We start from the raw sequence: 24098 nt of genomic DNA, 5'->3' as shown, positions 1-24098 counted from the left end.
ATCAGATCGATCAAGCATTACCACCCAAAGCCAAGTAAAGATTGACACGATTACTCAGTAGCTGCCGGGTTATGGAAAGATGTGCCGTCTGTGCATTCAGCATGCTTCGGTAGCTGTCCAGCAGTGTTAGAATCTCAATGGTGCCGTTTCGATAGGAATAAGTAGCCAGCTTCTGACTAGATCCGGTATGTTCAACCGCTTTGCGCAGCGCAGCTTCCTGCTGCCGTAGCCATTCTTCGGCTGCCAGTGCCTGTTCCACCTCGCGAAAAGCATTCAATGCCGAATTTTTGTACTGGTTTAAAGCCTCTTCGACACGGGCCTTGTTGCGAAAAATTTCACCTTGAATACGCCAACCGGTAAATATGGGTTGCACCAATCCGGCAAGCATATTCCAGGACGCAGCTCTGGGATCGATCAATTCGGTCAGATCAGCACTACGGCTTCCACCCGTCGCCGTCAGTGTAATCCGTGGCAATCGTAATTTTTGTGCACTGACTGTTCGCAAATCAGCTGCTTGCAAGCGTTTAAATGCAGCTACCAGATCAGGCCTGCGTTCCAGCAGTTCTGATGGCAGTCCTGCCGGCATGGCTACCGGTAGCGACGGCAATTGTGCGATAGCCCTTACTTCATCCTTGGGGTAGCGACCCAACAAGGTTTCCAGCCTTTTGGAAATTTGCTGCATGCTATTACGCGTCTGCTTCAGTTGCGCCTCGGCATTTGCCAGATCGGTTAAGGCCAAGCGCAAATCCAGCCCACGAACGAGGCCGCGCTGAAATCGGCCACGCACTAAATCGACAATCACGCTTCGATCCTTGATCGACTGTTCAATGATAGCCGATTGCAATTTGGCTTCAATCAATTCGAAATAACTTTGCGTAACACGCGCCGCCAGTGACAAGCGAGTTCCACGGAAATCCGCCTGCACTGCAGTGGCTTCAGTTATAGCTGCCATATGTGAATCGCGAATTCTTCCCCATAAATCCACTTCCCAACTGACGCCGAATAAAACCTCGAAAACATTTAGCCTGGCTGAACCAAAACCAGCTTCGCGGATTCTCGCTTCCTCATAATCCGCCGAGAGAAAAAACTGCGGCCAGCGCGGAGAACCGTCAATGCGCGCTTGTGCAGCAGCAGCTTGAATTCTTGCTGACGCGGCTTTCAATTCATAATTATTTTCTAAGGCAATATCCACCAGATTTTTTAACGCGGCATCCTGAAATGTTTCCACCCAGTTCACTGCCACCGATTGCTCTACTGTGTACTCAGTCCACTGCTCTGGAATGTTTGCGCCAACATCGCCGACGCGACGTTCGGGCAACATGCTGCAAGCACTTATAGCAAGTAAAGACAGGAAAAAGAAAACCATACGGAATGGTTTTAAAGTGAAACAATTACCTGCTAGCGTGCGCATTTTCATGTTTCTAGATACGGTCATTTTCAGGATAAAAAGCTTTTGCCAGGATTTTCGCCAAATCCTGTCGGACTTCTTCGGCCTCTTCGACGATATTGCTCAGTCGGGCAAAATCATGAACCATACCTGAGTATACATGAACTTGTGTCACTACCCCGCTGTCTAGCAATCGCTCAGCATAAGCCATTCCTTCATCCAACAAAGGATCAAATTCGGCCAAAACAAGGTGAGCTGGCGCCAGCTTGGACAAATCGGGCGCTTCCAGTGGCGCAAATCGCCAATCGACCCGGTCGGCATCAGTGCGGAGATAAAAATTGAACATCCATTGCAAGGTTTTTGCTTCCAACAAATACCCGCTGGCAAGTCGACGATGGGATTCGGAATCTTGCCACGCACTCGTACAGGGATACAGCAGGAGCTGACAAACCGGTTGTTGCAGATTCTTGTCCCGTGCCATAATCGTGATTCCTGTTGCTAATGAGCCACCTACGCTATCGCCGCCAACAGCGATACGGCTCGTATCAAGGCCATAAGCTAACCCTTGCCGCAGAAGCCATTGATATCCATCGTGCGCATCATGCACTGCGCTGGGGAAGCGATTTTCGGGTGCCAGTCGATAAGCAATATGCAATACATAACAAGGTGTCAACGCAGCCAATGAGCGACACAGCGCATCATGCGAATCCAAACTACCAAGACAATAGCCGCCGCCATGAAAGTATAACAACACCGGTTGCGGATCTGTGGTTTCTGAAAATTCCAAAGGCTTGTATAACCGCGCGCCGATCTGGTATCCGTCGCGACCCTCAATGCTCAGTTCTTGCACGCTTGCCATTTCTGGACCAGGAACATCTAGTATCTGTGAGGCCGCTTCGTATTCCCGGCGCGCCAGATCCGGAGGCAGATCATGAATGGCCGATCGGCTACCATTGGCCATCGCTTCAGCCGCCAGGTCTAGAAATACTAAAAGCTCGTCATTCAAAGGCATGCGATCCCCTCAATCTTAATTCGATAGTAGAAAAAAACCGCAATCATCTGCTAGAACCGGAATGTCAAAGTACCGATTATGGTACGTTCCGTTCCGAGATAATATCTGTTGAAAAATGATGTGCTAACGTAGTGTTTATCAAAAATATTACTGGCATTGATATTGAATAACATAGGGCCTCTTTCATAGCGCAATGTGGCATCGAACAATGTGAACGATGGTGTGGTGCTGGTATTATCCTGATCGTTAAATGTGCTGCCGACATAACGAACCCCTCCTCCCAGCCCAAATCCTTTCAGCCACTCGTAACCCAAAGCACCGAAGGAATAATCGAGCCAACCAGACGCCATTGTAGTGGGAACCTGTATCGGTCTTTTTCCCTTGAAGTCCGTATCTTTTATATTATCTACATCCAGGTAAGTGAAGGAACTGATAACATTCAGGCCGCGCAGCAACTCACTTCGCCCTTCCAGTTCAACGCCACGTGACCTGACTTCCCCAGTTTGCATAAGATGCACCCCGGTAGGATCATTCACATCCCGCGTCAGTGCATTCGTTTTGGTCAGGTCAAAAAACGCTACCGTATAGAGAGATTTCCCTCCTGTCGGCTGAAACTTTATACCCGCTTCGTATTGCGAAGCTCGAGAAGGGTCAAACGGTTTGCTTTCAGCATCAACGCCGGGTTGCGGCATGAATGATTGCGAATAACTGAAGTAAGGCGCTATGCCGTTTGCAAACAGATAGGTTAAACCGGCTCGACCAGTAAATGCATTATTCTTGTTCCGGATTACCGATTCGTTCAATAAGTCGCTATCTTTAGTATGAAGCCTGTCATGCCGCCCGCTTAAAGTCAAAACCCAGTTATCGTATTTAAGCTGGTCCTGTATGTAGAAACCCAGTTGATCGATCCGTTGTTTAGAATGTTGCACCAACAAATCAGGTCTCAGAATCGGTTGCGCGCCATAAACCGGATCGTCAATATCAATCGGAGGCGGCACATAATCACTATTATAGCCCTCAAAATAGCGCATGAATGCATTGGTCTGATTCCAATCTACCCCAAGTAACATAGTATGATTGACAGGACCGGTGGCAATCTTTGCTTGCAAATGAGTATCAAGCACGGCTTGATTCAAACGCTCATTCGTGGCATAAGTACCGCGATCCATTAAAGTCGGCCGATCAGGATCGTTATACCCCAACGCAAACAAATCCTGAAAGCGGCCTTTCTGAGATGCGTAGCGAAAATTCTGCCGAACTGTCAGTATTTCATTAAAGTGATGTTCAAATTGATAACTGAATGTAGCCTGATTAGTGGAATAACGTGCAAACTTGGGATCGCTCTGCAGCACATTGGTAAACCGGCCATCCGGTGCGGTAATGTAAAATGGTGACGAACCACTCCGGTTGTTGAGCATATCGCCCATTAACGTGAGAGATGTCATGGCGTTCGGCCGGAAAGTGATGGACGGCGCAATATAAAACCGTTCATTATGTGCTCGATCACCTCCGGTATTCGGGTATCTGACTTGTGTATCACTGTCCAGTGCGGTAGTCACCAGTCGCATCATGATCGTTCCATCCTTACTTACCACTCCAAGGTCAGCGGCAAACCTTTCCCGTTCAAAATTACCATACTGAAATTCCACCTCACGAATCGGAGCAGCAGTCGGTCGCTTGGTAATCCTGTTTACAATACCACCCGCATCACCGCGTCCATACAATACCGATGCAGGACCTCGCAAAACATCTACCCGCTCTAAGCCAAAAGTATCCGTAATAAACTCAGCAAAAAACAAACCCTTAGCCGCATTGCTCAAACCATCACGGAAATTGGCGGTTGTCGTGGCATTGAATCCGCGCATAAACAAATACTCAAAACCACGCCCGTCGAATCCAAATTGATCGACGGTAACCCCAGGTACATAACGCAAGGCTTCAGTAAGATGCTGCACACTACGCATATCCATCTCATTACGCGTCACGACCGTGATTGACTGTGGTGTTTCGATAATCGGTGTACCAGTTTTGGTTGCAGTGGCGCTGCGCTTGGCAACATTCCCTATGACTTCTCCATTATCTTTGGCTTCGATTACAATGGTCGGCAGGACCGAATTAGCAGCCTTTTCCGTATCGGGATTGCCTCCTTCTTCGCGTGATTTCGCTTTACTATCTGTTGCCTTGGTTGAATTAGGCACTTCGGTCTGTTGCATTTGCGCAAAACTATGACTCGTGGCTGTGACACTCACACTGAAGAAGGCAAGAGAAAATACACACCGAATTGAATTGCCAAGTAATATTATTATTTTTTTGTACATGACGGAAAAATAAAAAGCTCTAGTTAAAAAATAAATCAACCCGAGTGTCCTCAGGCGATTAGCGGTGAAACAGTTCGTACAGTTACCGGGGACTTGATCTGATCCAATGAATCCACCAGAGCTCGTGTAATTTCACTGGCGCGAATTGCAGTAACGGACAATAGCGTATCACTCAGTCCATGGCTGGATTCACAAGCTCCTTGTAGAAAAATAGCCGGTTTGAATTGCGGAATGGCATCCAATCGGTAATTTCGATCCACCGATAAAGTCTTAAAAAAAGGCATAAGCGGTGACAACAATGCCTGAAAGTGATCACGGTGATATCCGGTTGCGAGTATTACGGCATCATAGGTTTCGGAGAACCCCTGATTATTGTTTAAATTGTGCAGTGCGAACTTAATTCCTTGCGGAAACGAATCAACTCGTTTTACTTCATGCCTGCGTAAAAAACGGTGTCGTTTCGCACCTACTACTCTCTGCTGATAAAACACATTGAATATCCGCTCGATTAACACCAAGTCCGGCGCGGCATAATTGGTATGCCAGAATTCCCCGAGAAGCCTGCTACGTTCCTGTTCCGTACTATTGAAAACAAAATCAGTAAAATCGGCATTGAAAATTTCATTAACAAACGGACTGTCATCGGAAGGTCTGATCGAACGGGCACGCATAATCAAATCAACTTCAGCGGCATCGAAACGGTCATGCAAATCCATGAAAATCTCCGCAGCACTTTGCCCTCCACCTACAACAGCGATTTTTTTGGCATTTGAGAATTCCTTAATCCTTCTCAAATAGTCGTTGGAATGAAAAATCCGGTTGTCATCCCTCAATGCCAAAAAACTATCCGGTATTCTCGGTTTGCCACCGATGCCCACGGCTAAACTACGCGTCAACCGCTCATGCAAATTATTATTCTGATCGCGAGACCTTACGCGCAAGTACATCACATCATTACCGATTCTTTCCGGCAGAACCTCAATTACCTCTTCTCCATAAGAGCTACTATCTTCGAAGTGCGAAGCAGCCCAAGCCAAATAATCATTAAACTCGTGTCTACTGGGGAAAAAAGTCTTTAAATTAATAAAATCCTGCAATCGATTTTTCTGGTGCAGATAATTGATAAATGTGAAATGACTGGCTGGATTGCGCAACGTAACCAGATCTTTGAGAAATGAAACCTGCATATGAGTACTGTTCAGCATCATATTGGCATGCCATGCAAATTCCGGCTGTTTTTCAATAAAAAATGAATCGATGTGATATCCGGCCTGCATCTTTTCTTTTAATGTAATGGCTAAGGCGATATTTGAAGGACCAAAACCAATACCTATCAAATCATAAACTTGCATGAAATAACCCTCAGGATAGCGATAAGGAATGTGTGGCAACCGAATTGCGCGGCACCCATAATTGATCAGAAAAGAACCGCTCCCGCAGCAACATATGCAAGGCAGCGCGTTTATGCGGAAAGTCGAATTCCTTGAGATTGGCATAACCGGCATAAGCAAGATTCCGCGCCATCTTGTGATTATCGACACGAGGCTCGATGACAATGCGTTGTGTACGGCATTCATCGAGAAACAAATAATGCGAGATAGATGGTAGCCAAGCCGTTACAAAAGGCTTGCCACGCATCTGTTGTTCTCCGATCAATACATGCCAGCCGCGATCAAAGTCATGTGCATCGTAAAACGGCGCAATGCGATCCTCTTTGGCCCAATAAACTTCGAAATAGCCGAATGGATCATCATCTAGGCACGCAATCAGACTCAGCATATGGGGATCTGCATCGACCGCTTCGAGATAACTTCGATGCTTCTGTATACCTCCAGTTTCCTGCCAGAAAGCAGCAACCACAGGATCATTCATCCAGCGATTGAAACGCTGCAAGTCGATATTGATTTCCGGTCGACGGAAATTCAATGTGCATCCAAGCCATGGAATATATCGTCGATAGACTACCCCAGAAGGTTTTGGCGGGCGCAGCGGATGACGTCGCCCTGAACTGAATCCATATCGAATCGGATAAGGTGTTTCACTGACGCATTGATGCCAAAGCCTGGGTTGTTGCCAAAACATTTCTGCATAGGTCACCACTTGGTTGTTTTCGGTAGTAAACACCCCAGAGGCAAGCAATTCTGGAAACTGCGATTGTGCCACTGCCAGTGTTAGCTTGTTTTGAGATGGATAGCAAACCAGGGAGGCTTCAATGGCTGCCAGGCAGTCCCATATCGAGAATTGATTGCTGGCATTTATCGGCTCCAATTCGAGTCGTTCATCGACACTTCTCAATAACCATGCTGATGATTGCCCATATTCACGATGCTCAATACGCAATCTTTGGCCATCAAGCCTGATGACACAACACCCCCGATCTGGATATGACAGTAAACTCGCTTGAACAGATATTCTCTCGTCAATCAAAATCACGGACGAATCACTTAGCAGATTTGGTTTCATTTATATTCAATGCGATTTTATTTTAACAATATGCTTTCTAAAAATTGAAGACGAATGAGAATTATTAATATTTAAAAAATCAATTTTATTATCTTTAATTGCATGAAATAGAATTAATTAATTGACTTATATTTCAATGGAGATACTTAAGAAACTTTGGAAGTCACACTGTCACAACACAATTTGGCAGTAGACTTGTAAATAATTCTTATTGTCATTCGTCTCAAAAGTTGTATCAAAATGAATCGGGTGAAGTATGTTGAAATATCTTGTTAAACAGTCAAAGCCATTGCTACTTAGCGCGTCAATTGCCAGCATCTTGCATGGTATCGGCAGTGTAATGTTATTAGCGCAAATCAATTCCGCACTGACTTCGGAAAATATAGAGCATGGGCAAATGGCGTGGCTTTTTGCCGTTACCGCGCTCGGTGTAATGTTCACTTATGTCATCGCAGCTATTCTCTTCGAACGTCTCGGCCAACAGGCACATGCCGAGTTGCGTAGCTTTATAGCAAAACGAGTGATTACTGCGGATTATCGGCAATTGGAAGTTTTGGGTGCAGCACGAGTGCAATCCGCCCTATCCGATCACTGCAGTCGGGTTGCCGAATTTTTCGTTAGCTTTCCGGTCATTCTGACCAATGCTGTGATCGTAATTGGTTGTCTGGTTTATATGGCCTTATTATCCTGGCAAGTTTTTTTACTGGCGATCCTTATCATTGGCCTTGGTTGCATCGGTTATCACATTGCCCACTTGCGTGCAATCCGGCATCTCGATGCAGCAGCACAGGAACAAGATCAATTATTCGGTCACTTCCGTTCCTTGACTGATGGCGCAAAAGAATTGCGCCTTAATCACGATAAGCGGATTGTCTTTTTTGACGATGTCTTGCAACGCTCCATCGAAAAAGTGCGCAGGGAGCGTACCTTCGGTATGTCGGTTTTTGTCGCATCTGCCGGATGGGGCAACTTTCTGATTTATGCCTTCATCGGTCTGGTGCTATTCGTTTTGGTAGGTGATGTGCCTGACCGTACGCTGATCATGACCGGCTATGCCTTGATTTTCGTTTATATGGTGGGACCACTGGAAGCATTGCTATTAAATATTCCACGTGCCAATTTAGCACAGGTTTCTGCAGACCGGATTGAAGAAATTGCGCAAGCCATGGCTTCCACGGAACAACCGGTAACCGAAACAACGGTGCCACCGCTCCAATCGATGGTGCTCAAAGGTGTGCTGCATCGCTACTATCATGAACAAAAAGATGAAATGTTCACACTCGGTCCGATTGATTTATCGTTTCACCCAGGTGAAATTACTTTCCTGGTAGGCGGAAACGGCAGTGGAAAAACCACCCTAGCAAAGCTGCTCGTCGGTTTATATTCACCCGAAGCAGGTACGATTATGTTGAATCAGACTCCGATTACAGATCTTAATCGCGATTATTACCGTCAATGTTTCACCGCCATCTTCTCGGATTTTCACCTCTTTGACAGGATTCTGGAAACCGGATTAAACACGGAACTGGATCACAACGGAAACCAACTGCTTGCCAAGCTGCATCTGCAGAACAAGGTCAAGGTGCAGCACGGCGCTTTTACCACGCTATCATTATCGCAGGGTCAACGCAAGCGGCTTGCCTTAGTAGTAGCTTATCTCGAAAGACGCCCATTTTTGGTATTTGACGAATGGGCTGCCGATCAGGATCCTTTATTCAAGGATATTTTTTATCACGAGCTACTACCCGAATTACGCGCGATGGGTAAAACCGTACTGGTGATTTCGCACGACGATCGTTATTTTCATTTGGCTGATCGTTTATTGCGTATGGAAAATGGTCGTTTGACAATTGATCAAAATCACGGCCGTTCTAACCAATCTAGATCCACCTCAGTTCCGCTGTTTGCTCTCAATAGCTCTACTTGACATTATGAAAAAGCCTCTCACAACGGAATTGCTTGGTCATCCTCAGCAATCCACAAGAAACATCACAAAAACAAGAACAACACGCCTCATTTTGACTTCACTCCATCGCTGGGCAGGTCTTTTATTGGCCGTTTTTCTGTTTATTGCCGGATTTACCGGAGCTATTATTTCATGGGATCACGAACTGGATGAATGGCTAAATCCACAACTATTTGAGCGACAGAGCCAAGGTGAAACATTGCCTCCGCTCGCGCTAGCCGATCATTTAGAAAAAACCGATCCCCGCATCCTAATCACTTGGCTACCACTTTCCATTGAATTCGATCAGAATCTCGGGGTAGCAGTTATCGGTCGACCGGATCCACAAACCGGGAAAGCGATCGATATCGGAGTAAACCAAATCGCCCTTGATCCGGTTTCTGCAGAAATCAAGGGATCACGCATGTGGGGCGATATTGCGCTGACACGGGAAAATTTCGTACCGTTCCTATACAAGCTGCATTACAGTATGCATCTTCCTGATTTTTTTGATATCGAATTCGGCATCCTGTTCATGGGCATACTGGCCATTGTCTGGGCCATCGATTGTTTTGTGGCCTTGCTGCTGTCTTTTCCCAACTGGCAAGCATGGCGCAAATCATTTATTTTCCGTTGGCATCAGGGTGGATACAGGCTGAATTTCGATTTACACCGTTCCGGCGGGGTCTGGTTATGGGGCTTCTTGCTAATTTTAGCTGTCACGGCTGTATCAATGAACTTGAATCAGGAAGTGATGCGCCCTATTGTTTCGGTATTTTCCACACTCAGTCCAGATCCTTTTGCAATGAGATCACCCAATCCGCATGATGAGCCGATCGAACCTGGTATAAGCCGGCACGAAATCGTTAATTCGGCACAAGCTGAAGCGCATCGGCTAGGATGGAATACACCCCTGGGTGGAATGTTTTATGATCCGGAATATAGCATTTATGGTGTGACATTTCATGAGCCAAGCAAAGATCACGCGGATCGTGGACTCGGCAATCCCTGGTTATATTTTGACGGTCAGGATGGCCGCTTTCTGGGCAATAAAGTCCCAGGTAACGGCAGTGCTGGCGATATTTTTCTGGATGCGCAGTTTCCACTCCATTCCGGCCGTATCTTGGGGTTACCAGGACGCATCATGGTTTCGATACTGGGCTTATTGGTCGCAACTCTGTCGGTTACAGGTGTAATCATCTGGTATCGCAAACGCAGGGCGCGAATGCGCTAGCCTGAATCATCCAGGTTTTCCAAAGACTATTTGTTTTAAGTCAAACCACATCACACCATTTTTGATAACATACCTCAACTATCAAGTGCTCGCAGAAATTAAGGTGGTATATCAGTAAAAAGCTCACGTAGAGGAATCCCTAAATAATCGCTAATTCTCTGCTGTTCTACTGAAGTGGCTGCTTGCTGGCCGTTTACAATATCTTGAATTCTTTGTTGATCCAGATTTAAGACTGTTGCTAAAGATTGGGGTGTAGCTCCCTTTCCTACCAATGCCTTTCCTAAATTAATCGACCATCGCTCTTTTTCAACGTCCGTACCTCCAAAAATTGTACTGCTTACTAAAAACATTCGCTTATAAGCGAGATCAGCAAAAAGACCTGCAGCTATTCCCAATAGCGATAACATAAAAGGATTCAAAGTAGCATCAGCAGCTTCTGACAGCAAAGTCATCTGTCCGGCTTTTGCAAAAATAAATATGACGAGTGCACTCAAGGCTCCTACAAAAGGGCGTAGCAAATTCCACCGTAAAGAACGTACCATACCTAGTTCTTCAGAAGACAATCTCGTACTTTGATTGAAAAATGCCCAAGTCATCGTAATAGTACTGCCTAATATCCCCATAGCAATGGCTAATATTAAGGTAAGTACTTGTACTGGCATCACCAGCATCGCCGAAAATTTAAACTTGCGCATAAACTCAATTCGGGGTAAAAAATCTCTCAAGTCATTCGTCACTTGATTGGAACTGTCGGTAGAGCTAGTTATTTTCTTTGATTCAATTATTTTATATTTCTCATTTATATTCAAAAAATAAACATTCAAATTCGCTGTGGCTTCAACTAAGGATTGACAATCTTCATTTTTCTCAATTCCATTTATGCAAAATGTTTTATAGAGTGTTTTATGAGTATCTGAATCTAAATCAACATGATGTATTTCTGCAAATTTCGCAATCTCAAGCTCCCATTTTGAAACATTAGCAAGTGATTGAGATTTATATTTTTCCAATTCGTGACTAACCTCTATTAATTCGTTTATTCGATAAAGCTTAATATCGCTACTTTCAAGATCTTCTCGTAATTGAATGGAGCTAAGGCTTCCCACAACCAGCCAAGTAGCGCCTATGTATAGGAAAAGAAGCCATAACATACCTCCCAATGCATTTATATAACTACGGGAATCCGCAATTAAATCGGACGCAACTTTACAGATCTTCTTTTTCTCAGGTTCTTGAATAGCGCTTAATAAGTCATTTTTCTCCTCAGGAGTTAGCAAATTTTGCGCTATCGCCTCTTCTAAAATCTTTAATATCGCTGCTTCATTCTCAGCCGTCTCAAACTCTGTGCTTTTTGAATCCAGAAATTTAAATAGCTCTTGACGAGAAGCAAGTTGAGTCTTATGAGCTGCTTCTTTTAGTTTTTGAGTTGTGCCTTTCATATTTCCTTCTACTAATGTTCATTAATGATCGGGTTAGGTACTCCCCCAATCCTGATAAGCAAATTTTTTAACGATTTCAAGCATAAATTATTCATATTCAAGAATAATTCTTCTTACTTAAGAAGTATGTGAGAAAGCACACATGTTTTTATGAGAATCTCAAAACAAGCTTATGCATCTGAGACGAACTGAATCGCCGTATATTTTCAGGACATAAAATGATTTGAGAGGGGTGTTGTGGTTCAATAAAACCGGATATCTTGTTAAGAGAGTTATACTATTAACTAGCGAGGTGAAGGATGAAAGGATCAGGAAAGCGAAGACTCTATCCAGAGGAATTCAAAAAGGAAGCTGTATCACTGGTTACTGAGCGCGGTTACACTATTGTGCAAGCAGCCCAAGTAGTTGATACGAGTGAGAAGAATCTGCAGCGGTGGGTCAAGCAACAAGTGCAAGGAATAAGCGATGAACGTGCAGAACTAAATCGTCTCAGGCGAGAAGTAAAAACGCTGCGCATGGAGAAAGAAATTCTAAAAAAGGCCAGTGCCTTCTTTGCGCAAGAAATGAAGTGAAATATGGTTTCATTCAAGTGCGGAAAAATCATTATCCAGTGATTATGCTTTGTAGATTGATGGGGGTGAGTAGCAGCGCTTACTATGATTGGCGAAAAAAGGGTGCAAAACTTATAGATAGCCAAATCTGGAATCTGTGTCAGAGAATAAAGATGCACTTTATTCAATCCAGAGAAAGCATGGGTAGCCGACGCATGATGAAGCAATTACGCAAAGAAGGCTTTAAAGTAGGTCGATATCGAGTACGTTTTCTCATGAAGAAACTGGGATTGATAAGGGTATCCCGAATTTTGTGTAAACGGTGTTTGTATTAATGGATAGGCATACGCTCCTCGAACATAATGGCAAACCTGTTGAGAGCGGCTTTCCAGTTTAGCAGAGGCATGGTCCATTTGTAGCTGATGTTCATCAGTGCCAGATAAAACAATTTCAGCAATGCTTCATCGCTGGGGAATGCCCCCCTGTTTTTGGTAACCTTGCGCAATGACATGTTTATCGACTCAATGGCATTGGTGGTGTAGATGATCCTTCTGATTTCTGGCGGGTAGTCGAAGAACGGAATGATGCGCATCCAGTTGCGCTGCCAGGATTGCACGATGGATGGATAGTCTGTTCCCCATTTTGCCTCGAACTCAGCCAACCGGGTTTCGCCTTCCACAACCGTGGCAGCAGTGTAAATCAGGCGCAGATCGGCAGCGACTATCTTGCGTAGTTTCCAGCTGACGTAGTTCAGACTGTAGCGCATCATATGGACGATACAAAGCTGAACGGCTGTCTTGGGGTAAACTGCTTCGATGGCTTCAGGAAAGCCTTTTAGTCCATCAACGCAGGCAATAAAGATGTCCTGTACACCGCGATTCTTGAGTTCGGTCACTACCTGTAACCAGAACTTGGCACCCTCGGTCTGAGCGATCCAGATGCCGAGCAATTCCTTTTCGCCAGCCAGGTTGATGCCCAGAGCCAGATAAACCGCCTTCACCCGAACCGTGCCGGTATCCCTGGTTTTAACGTGAATGCAGTCCAGATAGATAATGGGGTACAGCGCATCCAGCGGTCGAGATTGCCATACCTTAACATCGTCAATGACCGCATAGGTGACTGACGAGTCAGCGTAGGAGAAACCTCGACTCCGTATATTTCTTCCAGATGTTCCTGAATCTCCCGCACCGTCATGCCGCGGGCATACAGTGACAAAATCTTGTCGTCGAAGCCCGTCCAGCGGGTTTGATGCTTGGGAATGATTTGTGGCTCAAAACTGCCGTGGCGGTCGCGGGGAATTTCTAGCGGCAATTCCCCAAATTCGCCCTTCAGCGTCTTCTTGCTCTTGCCGTTCCGGGTGTTGCCAGCAGGGTTGGCAACCGGCTCATTGCGGCCATGACCAAGGTGCTCTGCCATCTCGACTTCTAACGTCCGCTCAACCAGTTTCTTCGTGAGCTGTTTGAGCAGACCATGCTCTCCTATCAAATCCTCAGGTCTCTTGTAATCGGCCAGAAGCCTGTCAATCAATTCGTTACTTAGTCGCCCCTGAAAAAAGCCTCGACGATTGCTATTTTTTGGGGTGGATCAGATTTCCTTGCTGCATGTAGAAAACAACTTTCGCTGGTTGAAGTTTTCATTAACAAATTGGGGTAATTTGCGTTTTTCGCCATGAGAAGAACAGCCAAAGAATGGCCAGCAGCCATTGTCTCAGATTCCATGCGCAAGCAGCCATCAATAGATTGATACGATCTCCGATAGCACCTTTTAAATAATTTCTGATCAACCTAAAATCCGATTTCAAATGACCAATGATGGGTTCAATCGCTGCACGTCTTCTGCATTGCTTTCGTTTCTTGTCCCTTTGATAACGAGTATCTTGTTTGAGTGCTTTCCCCGGCAAAATAATACTCGTGCCATTAACTTCTCGCTTGCCGCGATAGCCGCGATCACATACTGCTTGTTTGACGGCTTTGCCGCGAGATGCCTCAACATGACGCAGTATTTCCGGCAGCGTATGATTGTCATGCCGGTTTTGTTCGTGACTGACTACACCGACGATCAGATTGCCTTGCGCGGTGCTTGCTATCGATGCCTTGCTGCCATATTCGTATTGTTTGTGGTCTTTTCCTTTGGCCACGCAGTACACCTGCGGCTCGTGCAATGAATAGATCTTGTTTGTGTCTTTAGATTGCTGCCTTAAAATGCGCTCATACATCAGAAAATCTTGTTGGTAGCACTCAAATAAACAGTATTGCGGCAATTCTCGGCGCAGTTCCCGTATTAAGATGCCCGCAATCGTTCTAAGCCGCTTTAGCGCTCGCTTGGCCTTTGCTCTTTTGGTGACGTGACGGAAATGCCGAATAGCCAGACGCAATGATTTTACTTCTTTGACGAAAGTACGCCGCTGTTGAACACCATGCGCTTGGGCTATCTTGTTTAGTCGGTTGATGATTCTAATTGCCAGCTTGCTATCTGTCGGATAGGCGATGTTCTTTTCTTGCACTGTCGTGTCAATGTGAACCGTGTCTTCCAGCGCAGCTTCTCCATGCAAACCAACGCTCATCTGGAAAATACGCTCAACACCTTCAGCGCCAATGCGCTTACGAAAATGCACCAACTCCGTGCTGTGGCAGGGCAATCTTCGCTGAAACTCTTTCATCCCGCAAAAAGCCTGGTAATACGGATTGCGTTTCCACTGCAATACTACTGCTTCATCGCTCAAGTTCTCTAACTGCTTGAGTATCAACAATCCAACCATCAGCCGAATCGGTTTACTGGGTGCGCCTAATCCTTCGCTGTAGTGTATTGAATATGCTTCGTCAAACTCAAGCCAAGGTATTTCCAATGCAAGCTGTAGCAATGGATCAGAACGATCAAGCTGCAATTCTAGCATTTCTGGTCGATCGGATCACACACATCTCTGTATTTCTTCTCATTATCAAATAGTTGTACTTTCTTCAGGGACGACTAATTAATCCCTGCCGGCTGCATCATTGTTTCATAAGGCGTTGTTATAATAGAACTTCCAAAATTTCCGGGGTTTGGGTTTAGAATCCCCGGTAGAGATTAATCTGTGTCACGGCTCTTTTCTCGAAGATGGTAAGTGTCGTTTGAAATCCATGCGTTGATGCAAGATACGAACAATCAAAATACTTGTATCCTGAGACATATAAAACACGATATGGGATTGATATTCATGCCGTCTTAAGTCTGGCGCAAGCTCAGCAGCACTGCGACCTAACTGAGGATTTTCAGCCAGGACTTCAAAGCAGTTATTTAATCCATCACGATAGAATCGAGCCTGTTCAATACCAAAAGATTGAATGGTGAAATCGGCAATTTCAGACAGGTCAGTAACCGCACGATTTGTTAAGTGGAATTTACCCACGTCTATTTTTAGAACGTTGCTCTGCTTCCTCCCAAATCTCGCTTATAGTTTTATTGCTTACGCCACTATCCAATCCTTCCTGAATAGCTTGTTTTAATGCCATATATTGAGCATTTTGTTCTTGATCACGACGAACAAGATCACGGATATATTCACTGTCATTGGTAAACTCACCGGCCGCAATTTGCGTTTTAATCCATTGATCCTGTTTATCCGTTAATGTAATAGTTTTTCGTATGGTTCCCATCTTGGTTCTCAAGTATTGAGTGAATTAATCATACTATTGGTGCTTTATTGCATGTTAGCATTATCTGATAATTGTTGGTTATTTTATGCAACCAATCTATCAATTATCTCAACGATATGTTCAGATTTATAAATAGCGGTGTAAAAATGTACCACTGAGGGATACTAAATTTTGCGGTAATCGCAGAGTAAAAGTGTACCGATTTTAGCCTGTAATCTGATGTGATGAATATCGAGAGGAAGGCGATAAGGATGTATACAGTGGAACACTATATAAAGGTCAGACGAACGGTGATGGTTGAAGGCAGAAGTGAGCGAGAAGTTGCGCGCTATTTTGGTATTCACCGGAAGACAGTCAAGAAGATGTGCCAATATTCAGTACCACCGGGTTATCAGCGCAAGAAAGAACCTATTTGGGGTACCGTAAGGATTCCTTCGTAAATGAGTAACATCTCGAATGTTCTTTGTGTCTGATTTCCATCATTTTTTGAAACACGGACATATCAGACAAACATATTACTATTGAATTTACAAGAAAAAGATAAGGGGCTGTAGTAGATCAGCTTAAATTTGAGTCCAATTTTTCAATATTTTTAGTTGATGTTTAGGTGTTCCATAGTTGAATCTATCTAAATTCACATTCTTTAAGAAAAGATGGAAATGACTCTTTGGGAATTCCATTGTATTTTCTTAAAACACGTTTGGCCTGATTCCAAAAATTCTCAATCCCATTAATGTGATTCTTGCCTTGCGCAAATAACGTGGAATGATTAATCCGTTCATGGTAGAAGTGGCTCACATCAAGCGCATTGTAACTGCGATAACAATCTGTATAAACTACGCTGTCAGGTGCTATTTTTCTGGTTATCAGCGGCATAAGTGTTTCTGATTTAGTGTCGCCTACAACTTTTGTGTATACCTTACCACCACGCTTCAATATGCCGAACACAGCCACCTTACCAGCAGCTCCACGGCCACGTTTACCTTTACGAACGCCACCGAAATAGCTCTCATCCAACTCCACTATACCATCAAAGATTTCGTGAGATTCCCGCTCCAGATGATAAGCAATAACTTCACGTATTTTACGATAAAACAACGCGGCGCTATTGGGTTGTATTCCGAGTATATTGGCTGCTGATCTTGCTGTAACTTCCAGCACAAAAAATTCCAGTAACCTTAACTGTATTTTCCTTAATAATCTACAATGACTTATCTTCATTTGATTAGCTTAACATCTAAGCTAATCTACTACAGCCCCTAAAACAATCAAAATACGCCAGGTTGGCATGGTTTTTCTTCACGTTCTTTCTCGTCGCAATTTCCTTAACTGGGTATGCACACGCGCAAGGAGTCATCGTCTATCAGCACTGCAGTTACGACGGATACTCCGTCACTCTTCCGGTTGGTTCTTATGACTTGGCGGAACTTCAACGCCGCGGTGTCAAAAACGACGATCTTTCCTCAATACGGGTGCCTGCGGCTTTTCGGGTGACGCTCTATGAACACGCAAGCTATGGGGGCAAGTCCCTGCAACTTACGTCAGATTCATCTTGCCTCGTGTCTGCCCAATTCAACGACCTTGTTTCATCCATCAAAGTCGAGCAGGTTGGCGGGTCGACCTGGACGCCACCGTCCGGCGATTTTAGTTTCTTCGACGAAGAGACAAAGGCCGGAGACACGCTTGCATCCGATGATACGCCACAGGGGTGGTTGAAAATGGCAACATCGGACTGGATGGGGCGGCTCCCGGATTCAACTGAACTTCGAGATATTTCGATTCCAGGAACGCACGATTCTGGCGCTCGCTTCGGTGGCGAGGCATGCGAAACGCAATACTGGACGATCGCGCAGCAGCTTGAGGCAGGCATTCGCTACCTCGATATCCGAAATCGAAGGACGAAAACGTCTTTCGCCATTCATCACGGCCTTTGCTATCAGAACATGATGTTTGGTGACGTGCTGAACCAAATACGGGACTTCCTGCGGGTTCACCCGGGGGAAACGATCTTGATGCGCGTCAAGGAAGAGTATACGCCCGAAGACGGCAGTAGTTCGTTTTCCGATATCTGGGACGGCTACATGCGGAATTACGGGTATTTGTTTGTGTGACTGATTTCGGTCGCTTGCCGACGCTAGGCGAAGCGCGCGGCAAGATCGTGGTGCTCTGCGATAGCAATACGCTCTTTACGGGGTATGGACAACTGATGTACGGCAATCCGGCCAACGAGATTTAGGATGCCTACGAAGTCTATTGGCTCACGAATGACAACCCGTTTGGTGAAGGCACGGTATCTCTCCCGCAGAAAAAACGCCCAATCGACCAATACATTGACAGTGCGGCGACGAGCGGCAGGCTGACGCTAAATCATCTCAGCGGTGCCCTCGGCATGGTTCCGCGTGATATCGCGCGTGCGACAAATGCCGCCGCCTACGAGAAGATTGGCTCCTATTCTGGAAAGAAGAAGGTCGGCGTTTTGATCATGGATTTCCCAGGAGAATGGGTGATTTACCGCACGATCAAGACCAATTTTGCGTCAAGCGTGGCCTGCTCGGCGCGCACCTACCGGACGGAGAGCGACGCATCGTGGGCGGAGTTTAGATTGCCGGGTTCCGCCGCTGGCACCGTGATCAAGATCACGGGCGGCGCGTACAACCATTATGTCTTCCCGAAATGCAATCGCGTGACCTGGACCGATCTGGCTTTTACATGTGGTAACGACGGCCAGTGGACTCACACGGGATCATGGGACGCCGACGCTTACTGTACAAGCAGCAATACAAGCCAGTCATATCTCGCGGTCGGGGATCGCTGACAGGTTAATTGGGGCGTCGATCTGGAGTCAGATCAGGTTGTCGAGTTTCGGTGTCAATAGGCGCGCAAAACTTACCGGGATTTTGGGTAAATTGTCCTGAGCGAAATTTGATCTGACAGACAATCCGACTAAGTGGAAAGCATAAAAAAGTGGGGGGTGTTTTTTTCAAATCAGGTCGCCATTTTCAAAATTGATGCAGGTCATATTTTTTGACCATCTATCTTCTGACTAATTAACAGGGAATCATACACATTTGATCGATGGCCGATTTTTATGACATTGACGATAAGATATCGATCAAAGATTTCATAGACAATTCGATAGGTACCTTGTCTGATTCGATACAATTCTTTTCCTGCTATTTTTATAGCTCCTTCAGATCTTGGGTTATCTGACAAACTCTCAATTTTATCCAGAATTCGCATGACATCTTGTTTTGGAATGCTGATAAAGTCTTTTGTTACAGAGCGCTTAAAAGTAATATTATATTTTTCCATGCTGCTTTAAATCATTCAGCAGTTCCTCATAGCTGATGTCAGGCTCATCTTTTCTTTTAGCGCAGGCTTCTAGGTCTTCTTGATCTTCATTCATAAGTTGTCTGAGTGCTTCATCCACCAATTCAGAAACAGATCGTGAAGAAGTCACCGATTTAATTTTTAATGCTTGATGAATAGAAGGATCAAAATAAATAGTCGATCGTTTTGATAAATTGCTCATACAAATATTCTCCAGTAATTTAAGAAACATTATAACGTTTTTATAATCTTAATGTCTCCATGTTATAACGTTATAGTGTCATTGTTTTCTATGAAGCTCTACTATTGATAAAATATGTTATCAATAGTAGAAAGCAGCGTACGTAATAGTGAATTTAGATCTGAATAAAAATTAACTTATCGATACATTGAGATTTAATTATAATTAAATTTATTAAAAAGGATTTACTATGAATACACGCGCTGTTACTGCACATATTCCGATTGAACTTGCAGAGGCATTAGACAAAATTGCAATGCGGATCGATCGACCTAAAGGTTGGATCATAAAACAGGCTTTAACTGTCTGGGTAGAACTCGAAGAAGAACGCCGCCGCTTAACATTGGAAGGTTTGGCAGATGTAGAGGCAAACCGAGTTGTTGAACACGCAACCTTGAAAACTTGGGTGGCTAATTTAGACAAGCCAGTCGATTCACTGTGATTAAATGGACCACAAGTGCCGAGCGGAATATTGTAAAGGTTTATGATTTTTTAGCGCGCTCCAATCCGAAAGCTGCCGTTCAAACTGTAAAACTGTTGATAGAAGGTATAGAGAAAATTGATGCCTTTCCACAATTGGGAATAAGACTAGAAGATTTTAAGCCCCGTGAAGTGAGGCACATAATAATTGGTGATTATGAAATACGTTATGAGTCGACTGACAAAGCTATTTTTGTTTTGCGGCTATGGCATTCGCGTGAGTACCGTTAATATTAAACCTATCCTATTCCGGTAGATCTAGATTAATTAGGAAATAGTATGAATGAATGGCGTATTACAGATGCAAAAAATAAATTCAGTGAAGTGTTCGATAATGCACTTACGGGAAAAATTCAAATTGTGCATCGCCGAGATGGTGACGTGGTTACTCTTTCGCGAAATGAATATGAACGGTTGGTAGGTCAAAAGAAAAGTTTCGAGCAACATATTCTTTATGCGCCACACGAAATCGATCAGTTAGATGAGACGCGTGATAAGAGCACCATGCGACCGGTCGGTCTATGAGGATATTATGTGATATGGCAAATCTTGTAACTACCAATAATCGCGCACTCACTGCAAAAGAATTTCAGGGTCTCGCAGATGTTCCACCTGAATTGGAATGGTTCGCCAACTTGGGAAATAAAGCTACACGTCGCGCTTATGAAAATGCTCTGAAAGATTTATGAATTTTACCGGCATTCAAAACCCTGAAGAATTCAGAGTTGTAACACGTGCTCATATTATCGCGTGGCGTGATGATTTATTAGATAGATCTTTGAGCAGTATGAGCATTCGCCATCGTCTATCTGCACTGTCGTCGTTATTTGAATATTTATGCGAGAAAAACACCGTCACGCATAATCCTGTCAAAGGAGTAAAGCGCCCAGCCGTCGAGAGTTATGAAGGCAAAACACCTGCAATCGGAGATCACCAGGCGCGTGAATTACTGGATGCACCCAACGACAACTCTCTCAAGAGCAAACGGGATCGTGCGATATTGGCTACCTTACTTTATCACGCATTGCGTCGTGATGAGCTGTGTCGATTGAAAGTCAAAGATTTTAAGCAGGAACGACGTGGTGTGCCGCATTTAAAAGTAACTGGCAAAGGAGGAAAAACGCGATATATACCGTTGCACCCTGCTGCAAATGGCTTAATTCATGATTATCTTGATGCGGCCGGGCATGGCCATGAAGAAAACGAAGCATTATTTCGATCTGTCAGTAATAACCGAGATAAATATTCGCAACAACCCATCACCCCGGACGGCATATATAAATTAGTACAGAGATATTCTATTAAGTTAGGTTTCAGGATTGGCGCACACTCACTGCGTGCAACTGCAGCTACCAATGCGCTCGATCATCAAGCGGATATTGCCAAAGTACAGGAATGGCTAGGACACGCCAATATTGCGACGACGAGGATTTATGATCATCGCAAAACAAGACCAGAGGATAGCCCAACATTTAAAGTTACTTATTGATTATGCAAGCTCTTAAGAGCAAATCAAGAAGAAGCTGAATCAGCAAGAATTGAAAGAATGGGCAGAAACTCTGTCCGATGGCCTCTCAAATGATTGAGTTTAAGCAGCTTGATATTTACTGGTTTGATTTGGAATCCTCTAAAGATTTTACGTTACCGTACGGAATAGCGTACGATAATGCGTTAGCGAAAGGAATTATTATGAACATACTTAAAGCTACCGAGGCTCGCACTAAGCTGTACACTCTTATTGATGAAGCTGCTGAAACACATCAGCCAATTTCATTACAGGCAAAAGAAATAATGCAGTATTGATCTCAGAGGAAGATTGGAGTGCAATAAATGAAACGCTGTATTTGCTTTTGATTCCAGGAATGCGAGCATCAATCAAGGAGGACATAGAGTCAAATTTATCTGAATGCGCTAGGGATTGGGATTGGTGAATTGGGAAATCTTTTTCACCAGACAAGCTCAAAAGAATGCAAATAAAATTAGTCAAGCCGGATTGAAGCCTAAAGTAATTGAATTATTAAAATTACTCGTAGAGAATTCATTCTAAACTCCTCTACCTTATGAGAAGCTTATGGGTGATTTATCAGGCGTATATTCAAGAAGAATCACTATTCAACACCGATTGATATATCAGATATATCCACAAGACAAGAAGATCAAAGTATTACGAATGTGGACACATTAAGAATGAAAAAAGTAAGCCTAATGATAGTATCGTTGGTCTATATAAATAGCGGTGTTAATAGGTGGTAAATTTGAGTGTTGATTGACAGATCATTTTTCCCAAGGATTAATGACGGGTAATCCAACTGCGACAAAAGGTGCAATATCCCGCGTCGCTATGGTGAATCCATGTACGACCGCGATTGCGGCAATTTGCCCGTCTGCTACAGAGATGATACGACCATTAGTCCTAGCTCGACCAACCATGGATGCATATGCTATCGCAGCTTGTTGATCGAATGGTAATATGCGCGCGTCAAAAAGCTTCTCCATCAGTTTCCTCAGTGCGGCATCAAGCCCTCCTTTTCTCTTTCCTTCCGGCATGATTTCAATACCAACTAGCAATTCGGAAAGACTTACTGCTGTCAGATACAGCGTCTCGGCTGTTTGCCGATCAAGCCAAGTTTGAACGGCGGGATTGCCGTTGGGTTTCATTGGCTCGGATATCACATTCGTATCCAGAACGATCATTCGAACACCGCAGGATCAGCCGGTGTCTGATCACGAATATCATTAAAATCGAGCCCCCCAAAGGATTGCCCAAAAGCAGCGAGTTCAGATCCGACTTTGATACGCGCCTCAGGACGCACTGCCTCTTCCAGAATTTCACGGATTTCAGCTTCGGTGCTACGTCCATTCTGAGCAGCACGCAGCTTAAGCGCACGATGCGTTTCTTCGGGCAAATTACGAACAGTAACAACAGACATTTGACTTCACTCCTTATTACGCGAAATCAATGATATCATATACAGACAGGTGACATCAATTTTGATGTATACTTACCCAAATGAGCTCTGTTGCAAAAAATCTGTATTGTGGTTTAGCATTGGCTTTTTAGATAGATATAAGCGATGAACGATTTCAAATAGCGGATTCTATAGGACAGTATCATGTCACTGTATCAGATGGTACTACAAATATCGAATATAAGCCGTCCTTGAATGAAATCATATTAGAGCCTTCACTTCCCTGATTCTTTCATCCTTTACCTCGTTAATTAGTCCTCCTGTTACCTTAACAAGATATCCGGCTTTATTGAACCACAACACTTAACTGCAGTTCATTTGATCGTTGCATTGGTACGCGTCCACTGAGCAACGGGTCGACCGTCCCGCCGCCACCATGACCCGGCCTGATCTTGCGGCCATCCGTCTGGCGAGTCTTCCCACGTTTCCTGCCGCCCGTACGCAGTCATATCGAGCAACTGCAGTGTGGGCAGCATGGCCTCAATTCCACGCCACTTCGTTTCGTATGTTTCAAACACTTCGTCATTAACCCGTAGATAGCAGCGGAGGTCACCGCCGGTTCTAGTTGCCAATACTTCTGAGGAATCGGCGGTTGAATACCAAGGTGCTGTCCAACCCATGAAGTCGCGGTAAGCGACGATCTCACTCCATGGGCCAGCGCTGAAAACGGCGTAGGTCACGTCTCGTTCGGCCAGATAAGCGCATACAGCGGCATTCATCGCTACTTGACTATGCGTGCAGCCCTCGCACTGCTTGTCGTGTGGCGCCCCCCGACTCCACATAAAGTGATACACGATCAACATGCGCCGACCCTGAAATACGTCGCGCAGTAAAACGGGGCCGTCCGGACCCACTACCGTGACCACTTCCATTCGGGTCATCGGTAGGCGTCGCCGAACTGCAGCTATTTCGTCGCCGGCGCGAGTGTGCATCTTCTCGCGAACCAGTAGCTCAGCTCGGGCTCGCTCCCACTCATCACGATCAACTATTTTTGGGATCACTAATTCTTTCATGACATACTCCCCTAAAATCGCACGCACTAACGCCAGGAATTAAATAACCCGACGAAGGTAGCGTGATTTTTTGCAAAAATG

General features: G+C 44.8%; 26 protein-coding genes and 4 pseudogenes. 14 read left to right on the top strand and 16 right to left on the bottom strand.

Annotated features, from left to right (window positions below; all coding sequences use genetic code 11):
* Positions 1-10: 10 nt before the first annotated feature.
* The 5 genes from W03_RS03055 to W03_RS03035 all read right to left on the bottom strand — a co-directional run bounded on the left by W03_RS03055 (position 11) and on the right by W03_RS03035 (position 7180).
* Positions 11-1417: an efflux transporter outer membrane subunit gene (locus W03_RS03055; protein ID WP_244071289.1), complete on the bottom strand. Its 1407-nt coding sequence runs from the start codon at positions 1415-1417 to the stop codon at positions 11-13.
* A 4-nt stretch (positions 1418-1421) separates the two neighbouring features.
* A complete protein-coding gene (locus W03_RS03050; RefSeq protein WP_244071287.1) occupies positions 1422-2399 on the bottom strand; it encodes an alpha/beta hydrolase in 978 nt (325 codons plus the stop codon).
* A 50-nt stretch (positions 2400-2449) separates the two neighbouring features.
* Entirely contained in the window at positions 2450-4648 is a 2199-nt protein-coding gene (locus W03_RS03045; RefSeq protein WP_244071285.1) for a TonB-dependent siderophore receptor, read from the bottom strand.
* Between the two features lie 119 nt (positions 4649-4767).
* The gene (locus W03_RS03040; protein ID WP_244071283.1) at positions 4768-6069 is read right to left on the bottom strand and encodes a lysine N(6)-hydroxylase/L-ornithine N(5)-oxygenase family protein; all 1302 of its coding nucleotides are present in this window, start codon (positions 6067-6069) and stop codon (positions 4768-4770) included.
* Between the two features lie 10 nt (positions 6070-6079).
* Positions 6080-7180: a GNAT family N-acetyltransferase gene (locus tag W03_RS03035; protein WP_244071281.1), complete on the bottom strand. Its 1101-nt coding sequence runs from the start codon at positions 7178-7180 to the stop codon at positions 6080-6082.
* A gap of 256 nt (positions 7181-7436) precedes the next feature.
* Here W03_RS03035 and W03_RS03030 point away from each other — a divergent pair, with 256 nt between their 5' ends.
* Positions 7437-9107: a cyclic peptide export ABC transporter gene (locus W03_RS03030; protein ID WP_244071279.1), complete on the top strand. Its 1671-nt coding sequence runs from the start codon at positions 7437-7439 to the stop codon at positions 9105-9107.
* A gap of 4 nt (positions 9108-9111) precedes the next feature.
* On the top strand, positions 9112-10359 hold the full coding sequence (locus W03_RS03025; protein ID WP_244071277.1) for a PepSY domain-containing protein: 1248 nt from the start codon (positions 9112-9114) through the stop codon (positions 10357-10359).
* A 98-nt stretch (positions 10360-10457) separates the two neighbouring features.
* Here the strand turns inward: W03_RS03025 and W03_RS03020 are convergent, their stop codons facing one another.
* Positions 10458-11798 carry a hypothetical protein gene (locus W03_RS03020; RefSeq protein ID WP_244071275.1) on the bottom strand — a complete coding sequence of 447 codons (1341 nt, stop codon included), beginning with the start codon at positions 11796-11798 and terminating at the stop codon, positions 10458-10460.
* Positions 11799-12097: 299 nt separating this feature from the next.
* Here W03_RS03020 and W03_RS03015 point away from each other — a divergent pair, with 299 nt between their 5' ends.
* Both W03_RS03015 and W03_RS13510 read left to right on the top strand, forming a co-directional pair.
* Positions 12098-12370: a transposase gene (locus W03_RS03015; protein ID WP_244071272.1), complete on the top strand. Its 273-nt coding sequence runs from the start codon at positions 12098-12100 to the stop codon at positions 12368-12370.
* A 44-nt stretch (positions 12371-12414) separates the two neighbouring features.
* Complete coding sequence (locus tag W03_RS13510) at positions 12415-12684, top strand: IS3 family transposase (RefSeq protein WP_375792723.1); 270 nt, start codon at positions 12415-12417, stop codon at positions 12682-12684.
* On the opposite strand, the pseudogene W03_RS03010 reads toward W03_RS13510, so the two are convergent.
* The 4 genes and pseudogenes from W03_RS03010 to W03_RS02995 all read right to left on the bottom strand — a co-directional run bounded on the left by W03_RS03010 (position 12681) and on the right by W03_RS02995 (position 15984).
* Positions 12681-13876, bottom strand: a pseudogene (locus W03_RS03010) (IS256 family transposase). The gene W03_RS13510 and the pseudogene W03_RS03010 sit on opposite strands and share 4 nt — an antisense overlap.
* A 109-nt stretch (positions 13877-13985) precedes the next feature.
* Positions 13986-15242 (bottom strand): IS5 family transposase, encoded by a 1257-nt coding sequence (locus tag W03_RS03005; protein ID WP_244071270.1) that lies wholly within the window; start codon positions 15240-15242, stop codon positions 13986-13988.
* A 183-nt stretch (positions 15243-15425) separates the two neighbouring features.
* A complete protein-coding gene (locus W03_RS03000; protein WP_244071268.1) occupies positions 15426-15737 on the bottom strand; it encodes a type II toxin-antitoxin system RelE/ParE family toxin in 312 nt (103 codons plus the stop codon).
* Positions 15730-15984, bottom strand: a complete 255-nt coding sequence (locus W03_RS02995; RefSeq protein WP_244071266.1) for a type II toxin-antitoxin system ParD family antitoxin — start codon at positions 15982-15984, stop codon at positions 15730-15732. The genes W03_RS03000 and W03_RS02995 overlap by 8 nt, the downstream gene beginning before the upstream one ends.
* Positions 15985-16244: 260 nt before the next feature.
* Here W03_RS02995 and W03_RS02990 point away from each other — a divergent pair, with 260 nt between their 5' ends.
* Positions 16245-16424, top strand: coding sequence for a hypothetical protein (locus W03_RS02990; RefSeq protein ID WP_244073750.1), 180 nt, complete (start codon positions 16245-16247; stop codon positions 16422-16424).
* A gap of 123 nt (positions 16425-16547) precedes the next feature.
* On the opposite strand, the pseudogene W03_RS02985 reads toward W03_RS02990, so the two are convergent.
* A pseudogene (locus W03_RS02985) lies at positions 16548-17205 on the bottom strand (IS1595 family transposase).
* A gap of 62 nt (positions 17206-17267) precedes the next feature.
* Between W03_RS02985 and W03_RS02980 the strand changes: the two are divergent.
* Both W03_RS02980 and W03_RS02975 read left to right on the top strand, forming a co-directional pair.
* Entirely contained in the window at positions 17268-18095 is an 828-nt protein-coding gene (locus tag W03_RS02980) for a phosphatidylinositol-specific phospholipase C domain-containing protein (protein ID WP_244071264.1), read from the top strand.
* Between the two features lie 278 nt (positions 18096-18373).
* Complete coding sequence (locus W03_RS02975) at positions 18374-18799, top strand: hypothetical protein (protein ID WP_244071262.1); 426 nt, start codon at positions 18374-18376, stop codon at positions 18797-18799.
* Positions 18800-18999: 200 nt separating this feature from the next.
* Here W03_RS02975 and W03_RS02970 read toward each other — a convergent pair whose 3' ends face one another.
* The gene (locus W03_RS02970) at positions 19000-19296 is read right to left on the bottom strand and encodes a type II toxin-antitoxin system RelE/ParE family toxin (RefSeq protein WP_244071260.1); all 297 of its coding nucleotides are present in this window, start codon (positions 19294-19296) and stop codon (positions 19000-19002) included.
* Positions 19283-19516 carry a hypothetical protein gene (locus W03_RS02965; protein WP_244071258.1) on the bottom strand — a complete coding sequence of 78 codons (234 nt, stop codon included), beginning with the start codon at positions 19514-19516 and terminating at the stop codon, positions 19283-19285. The genes W03_RS02970 and W03_RS02965 overlap by 14 nt, the downstream gene beginning before the upstream one ends.
* Positions 19517-19745: 229 nt before the next feature.
* Between W03_RS02965 and W03_RS02960 the strand changes: the two genes are divergently transcribed.
* The 7 genes and pseudogenes from W03_RS02960 to W03_RS02930 form a co-directional block, all read left to right on the top strand.
* Entirely contained in the window at positions 19746-19997 is a 252-nt protein-coding gene (locus tag W03_RS02960; RefSeq protein ID WP_244071256.1) for a CopG family ribbon-helix-helix protein, read from the top strand.
* The gene (locus W03_RS02955; RefSeq protein WP_244071254.1) at positions 19994-20266 is read left to right on the top strand and encodes a type II toxin-antitoxin system RelE/ParE family toxin; all 273 of its coding nucleotides are present in this window, start codon (positions 19994-19996) and stop codon (positions 20264-20266) included. The genes W03_RS02960 and W03_RS02955 overlap by 4 nt, the downstream gene beginning before the upstream one ends.
* Before the next feature lie 48 nt (positions 20267-20314).
* Positions 20315-20560, top strand: a complete 246-nt coding sequence (locus W03_RS02950) for a type II toxin-antitoxin system prevent-host-death family antitoxin (protein WP_244071252.1) — start codon at positions 20315-20317, stop codon at positions 20558-20560.
* A gap of 14 nt (positions 20561-20574) precedes the next feature.
* On the top strand, positions 20575-20724 hold the full coding sequence (locus W03_RS02945) for a hypothetical protein (protein ID WP_244071250.1): 150 nt from the start codon (positions 20575-20577) through the stop codon (positions 20722-20724).
* Positions 20721-21524, top strand: a complete 804-nt coding sequence (locus W03_RS02940) for a tyrosine-type recombinase/integrase (protein WP_244071249.1) — start codon at positions 20721-20723, stop codon at positions 21522-21524. Before W03_RS02945 ends, W03_RS02940 begins: the two co-directional genes overlap by 4 nt.
* Before the next feature lie 200 nt (positions 21525-21724).
* Positions 21725-21966 (top strand): annotated as a pseudogene (locus tag W03_RS13505) (type II toxin-antitoxin system Phd/YefM family antitoxin).
* 137 nt (positions 21967-22103) lie between these two features.
* Positions 22104-22220: pseudogene (locus W03_RS02930) on the top strand (type II toxin-antitoxin system YoeB family toxin); the annotation flags it as partial.
* Between the two features lie 89 nt (positions 22221-22309).
* On the opposite strand, the gene W03_RS02925 reads toward W03_RS02930, so the two are convergent.
* The 3 genes from W03_RS02925 to W03_RS02915 all read right to left on the bottom strand — a co-directional run bounded on the left by W03_RS02925 (position 22310) and on the right by W03_RS02915 (position 24017).
* Positions 22310-22729, bottom strand: coding sequence for a type II toxin-antitoxin system VapC family toxin (locus W03_RS02925; RefSeq protein WP_244071243.1), 420 nt, complete (start codon positions 22727-22729; stop codon positions 22310-22312).
* Positions 22726-22965 carry an Arc family DNA-binding protein gene (locus W03_RS02920; RefSeq protein WP_244071242.1) on the bottom strand — a complete coding sequence of 80 codons (240 nt, stop codon included), beginning with the start codon at positions 22963-22965 and terminating at the stop codon, positions 22726-22728. The genes W03_RS02925 and W03_RS02920 overlap by 4 nt, the downstream gene beginning before the upstream one ends.
* 353 nt (positions 22966-23318) lie before the next feature.
* The gene (locus W03_RS02915; protein ID WP_244071239.1) at positions 23319-24017 is read right to left on the bottom strand and encodes a DUF899 family protein; all 699 of its coding nucleotides are present in this window, start codon (positions 24015-24017) and stop codon (positions 23319-23321) included.
* Positions 24018-24098: the final 81 nt, after the last annotated feature.

Source organism: Nitrosomonas sp. PY1 (assembly GCF_022836435.1).
In the GTDB taxonomy this organism is placed as follows: domain Bacteria; phylum Pseudomonadota; class Gammaproteobacteria; order Burkholderiales; family Nitrosomonadaceae; genus Nitrosomonas.
Note: the sequence above shows the minus strand (reverse complement) of the source record. Positions and strands in the feature narration are given on the sequence as shown.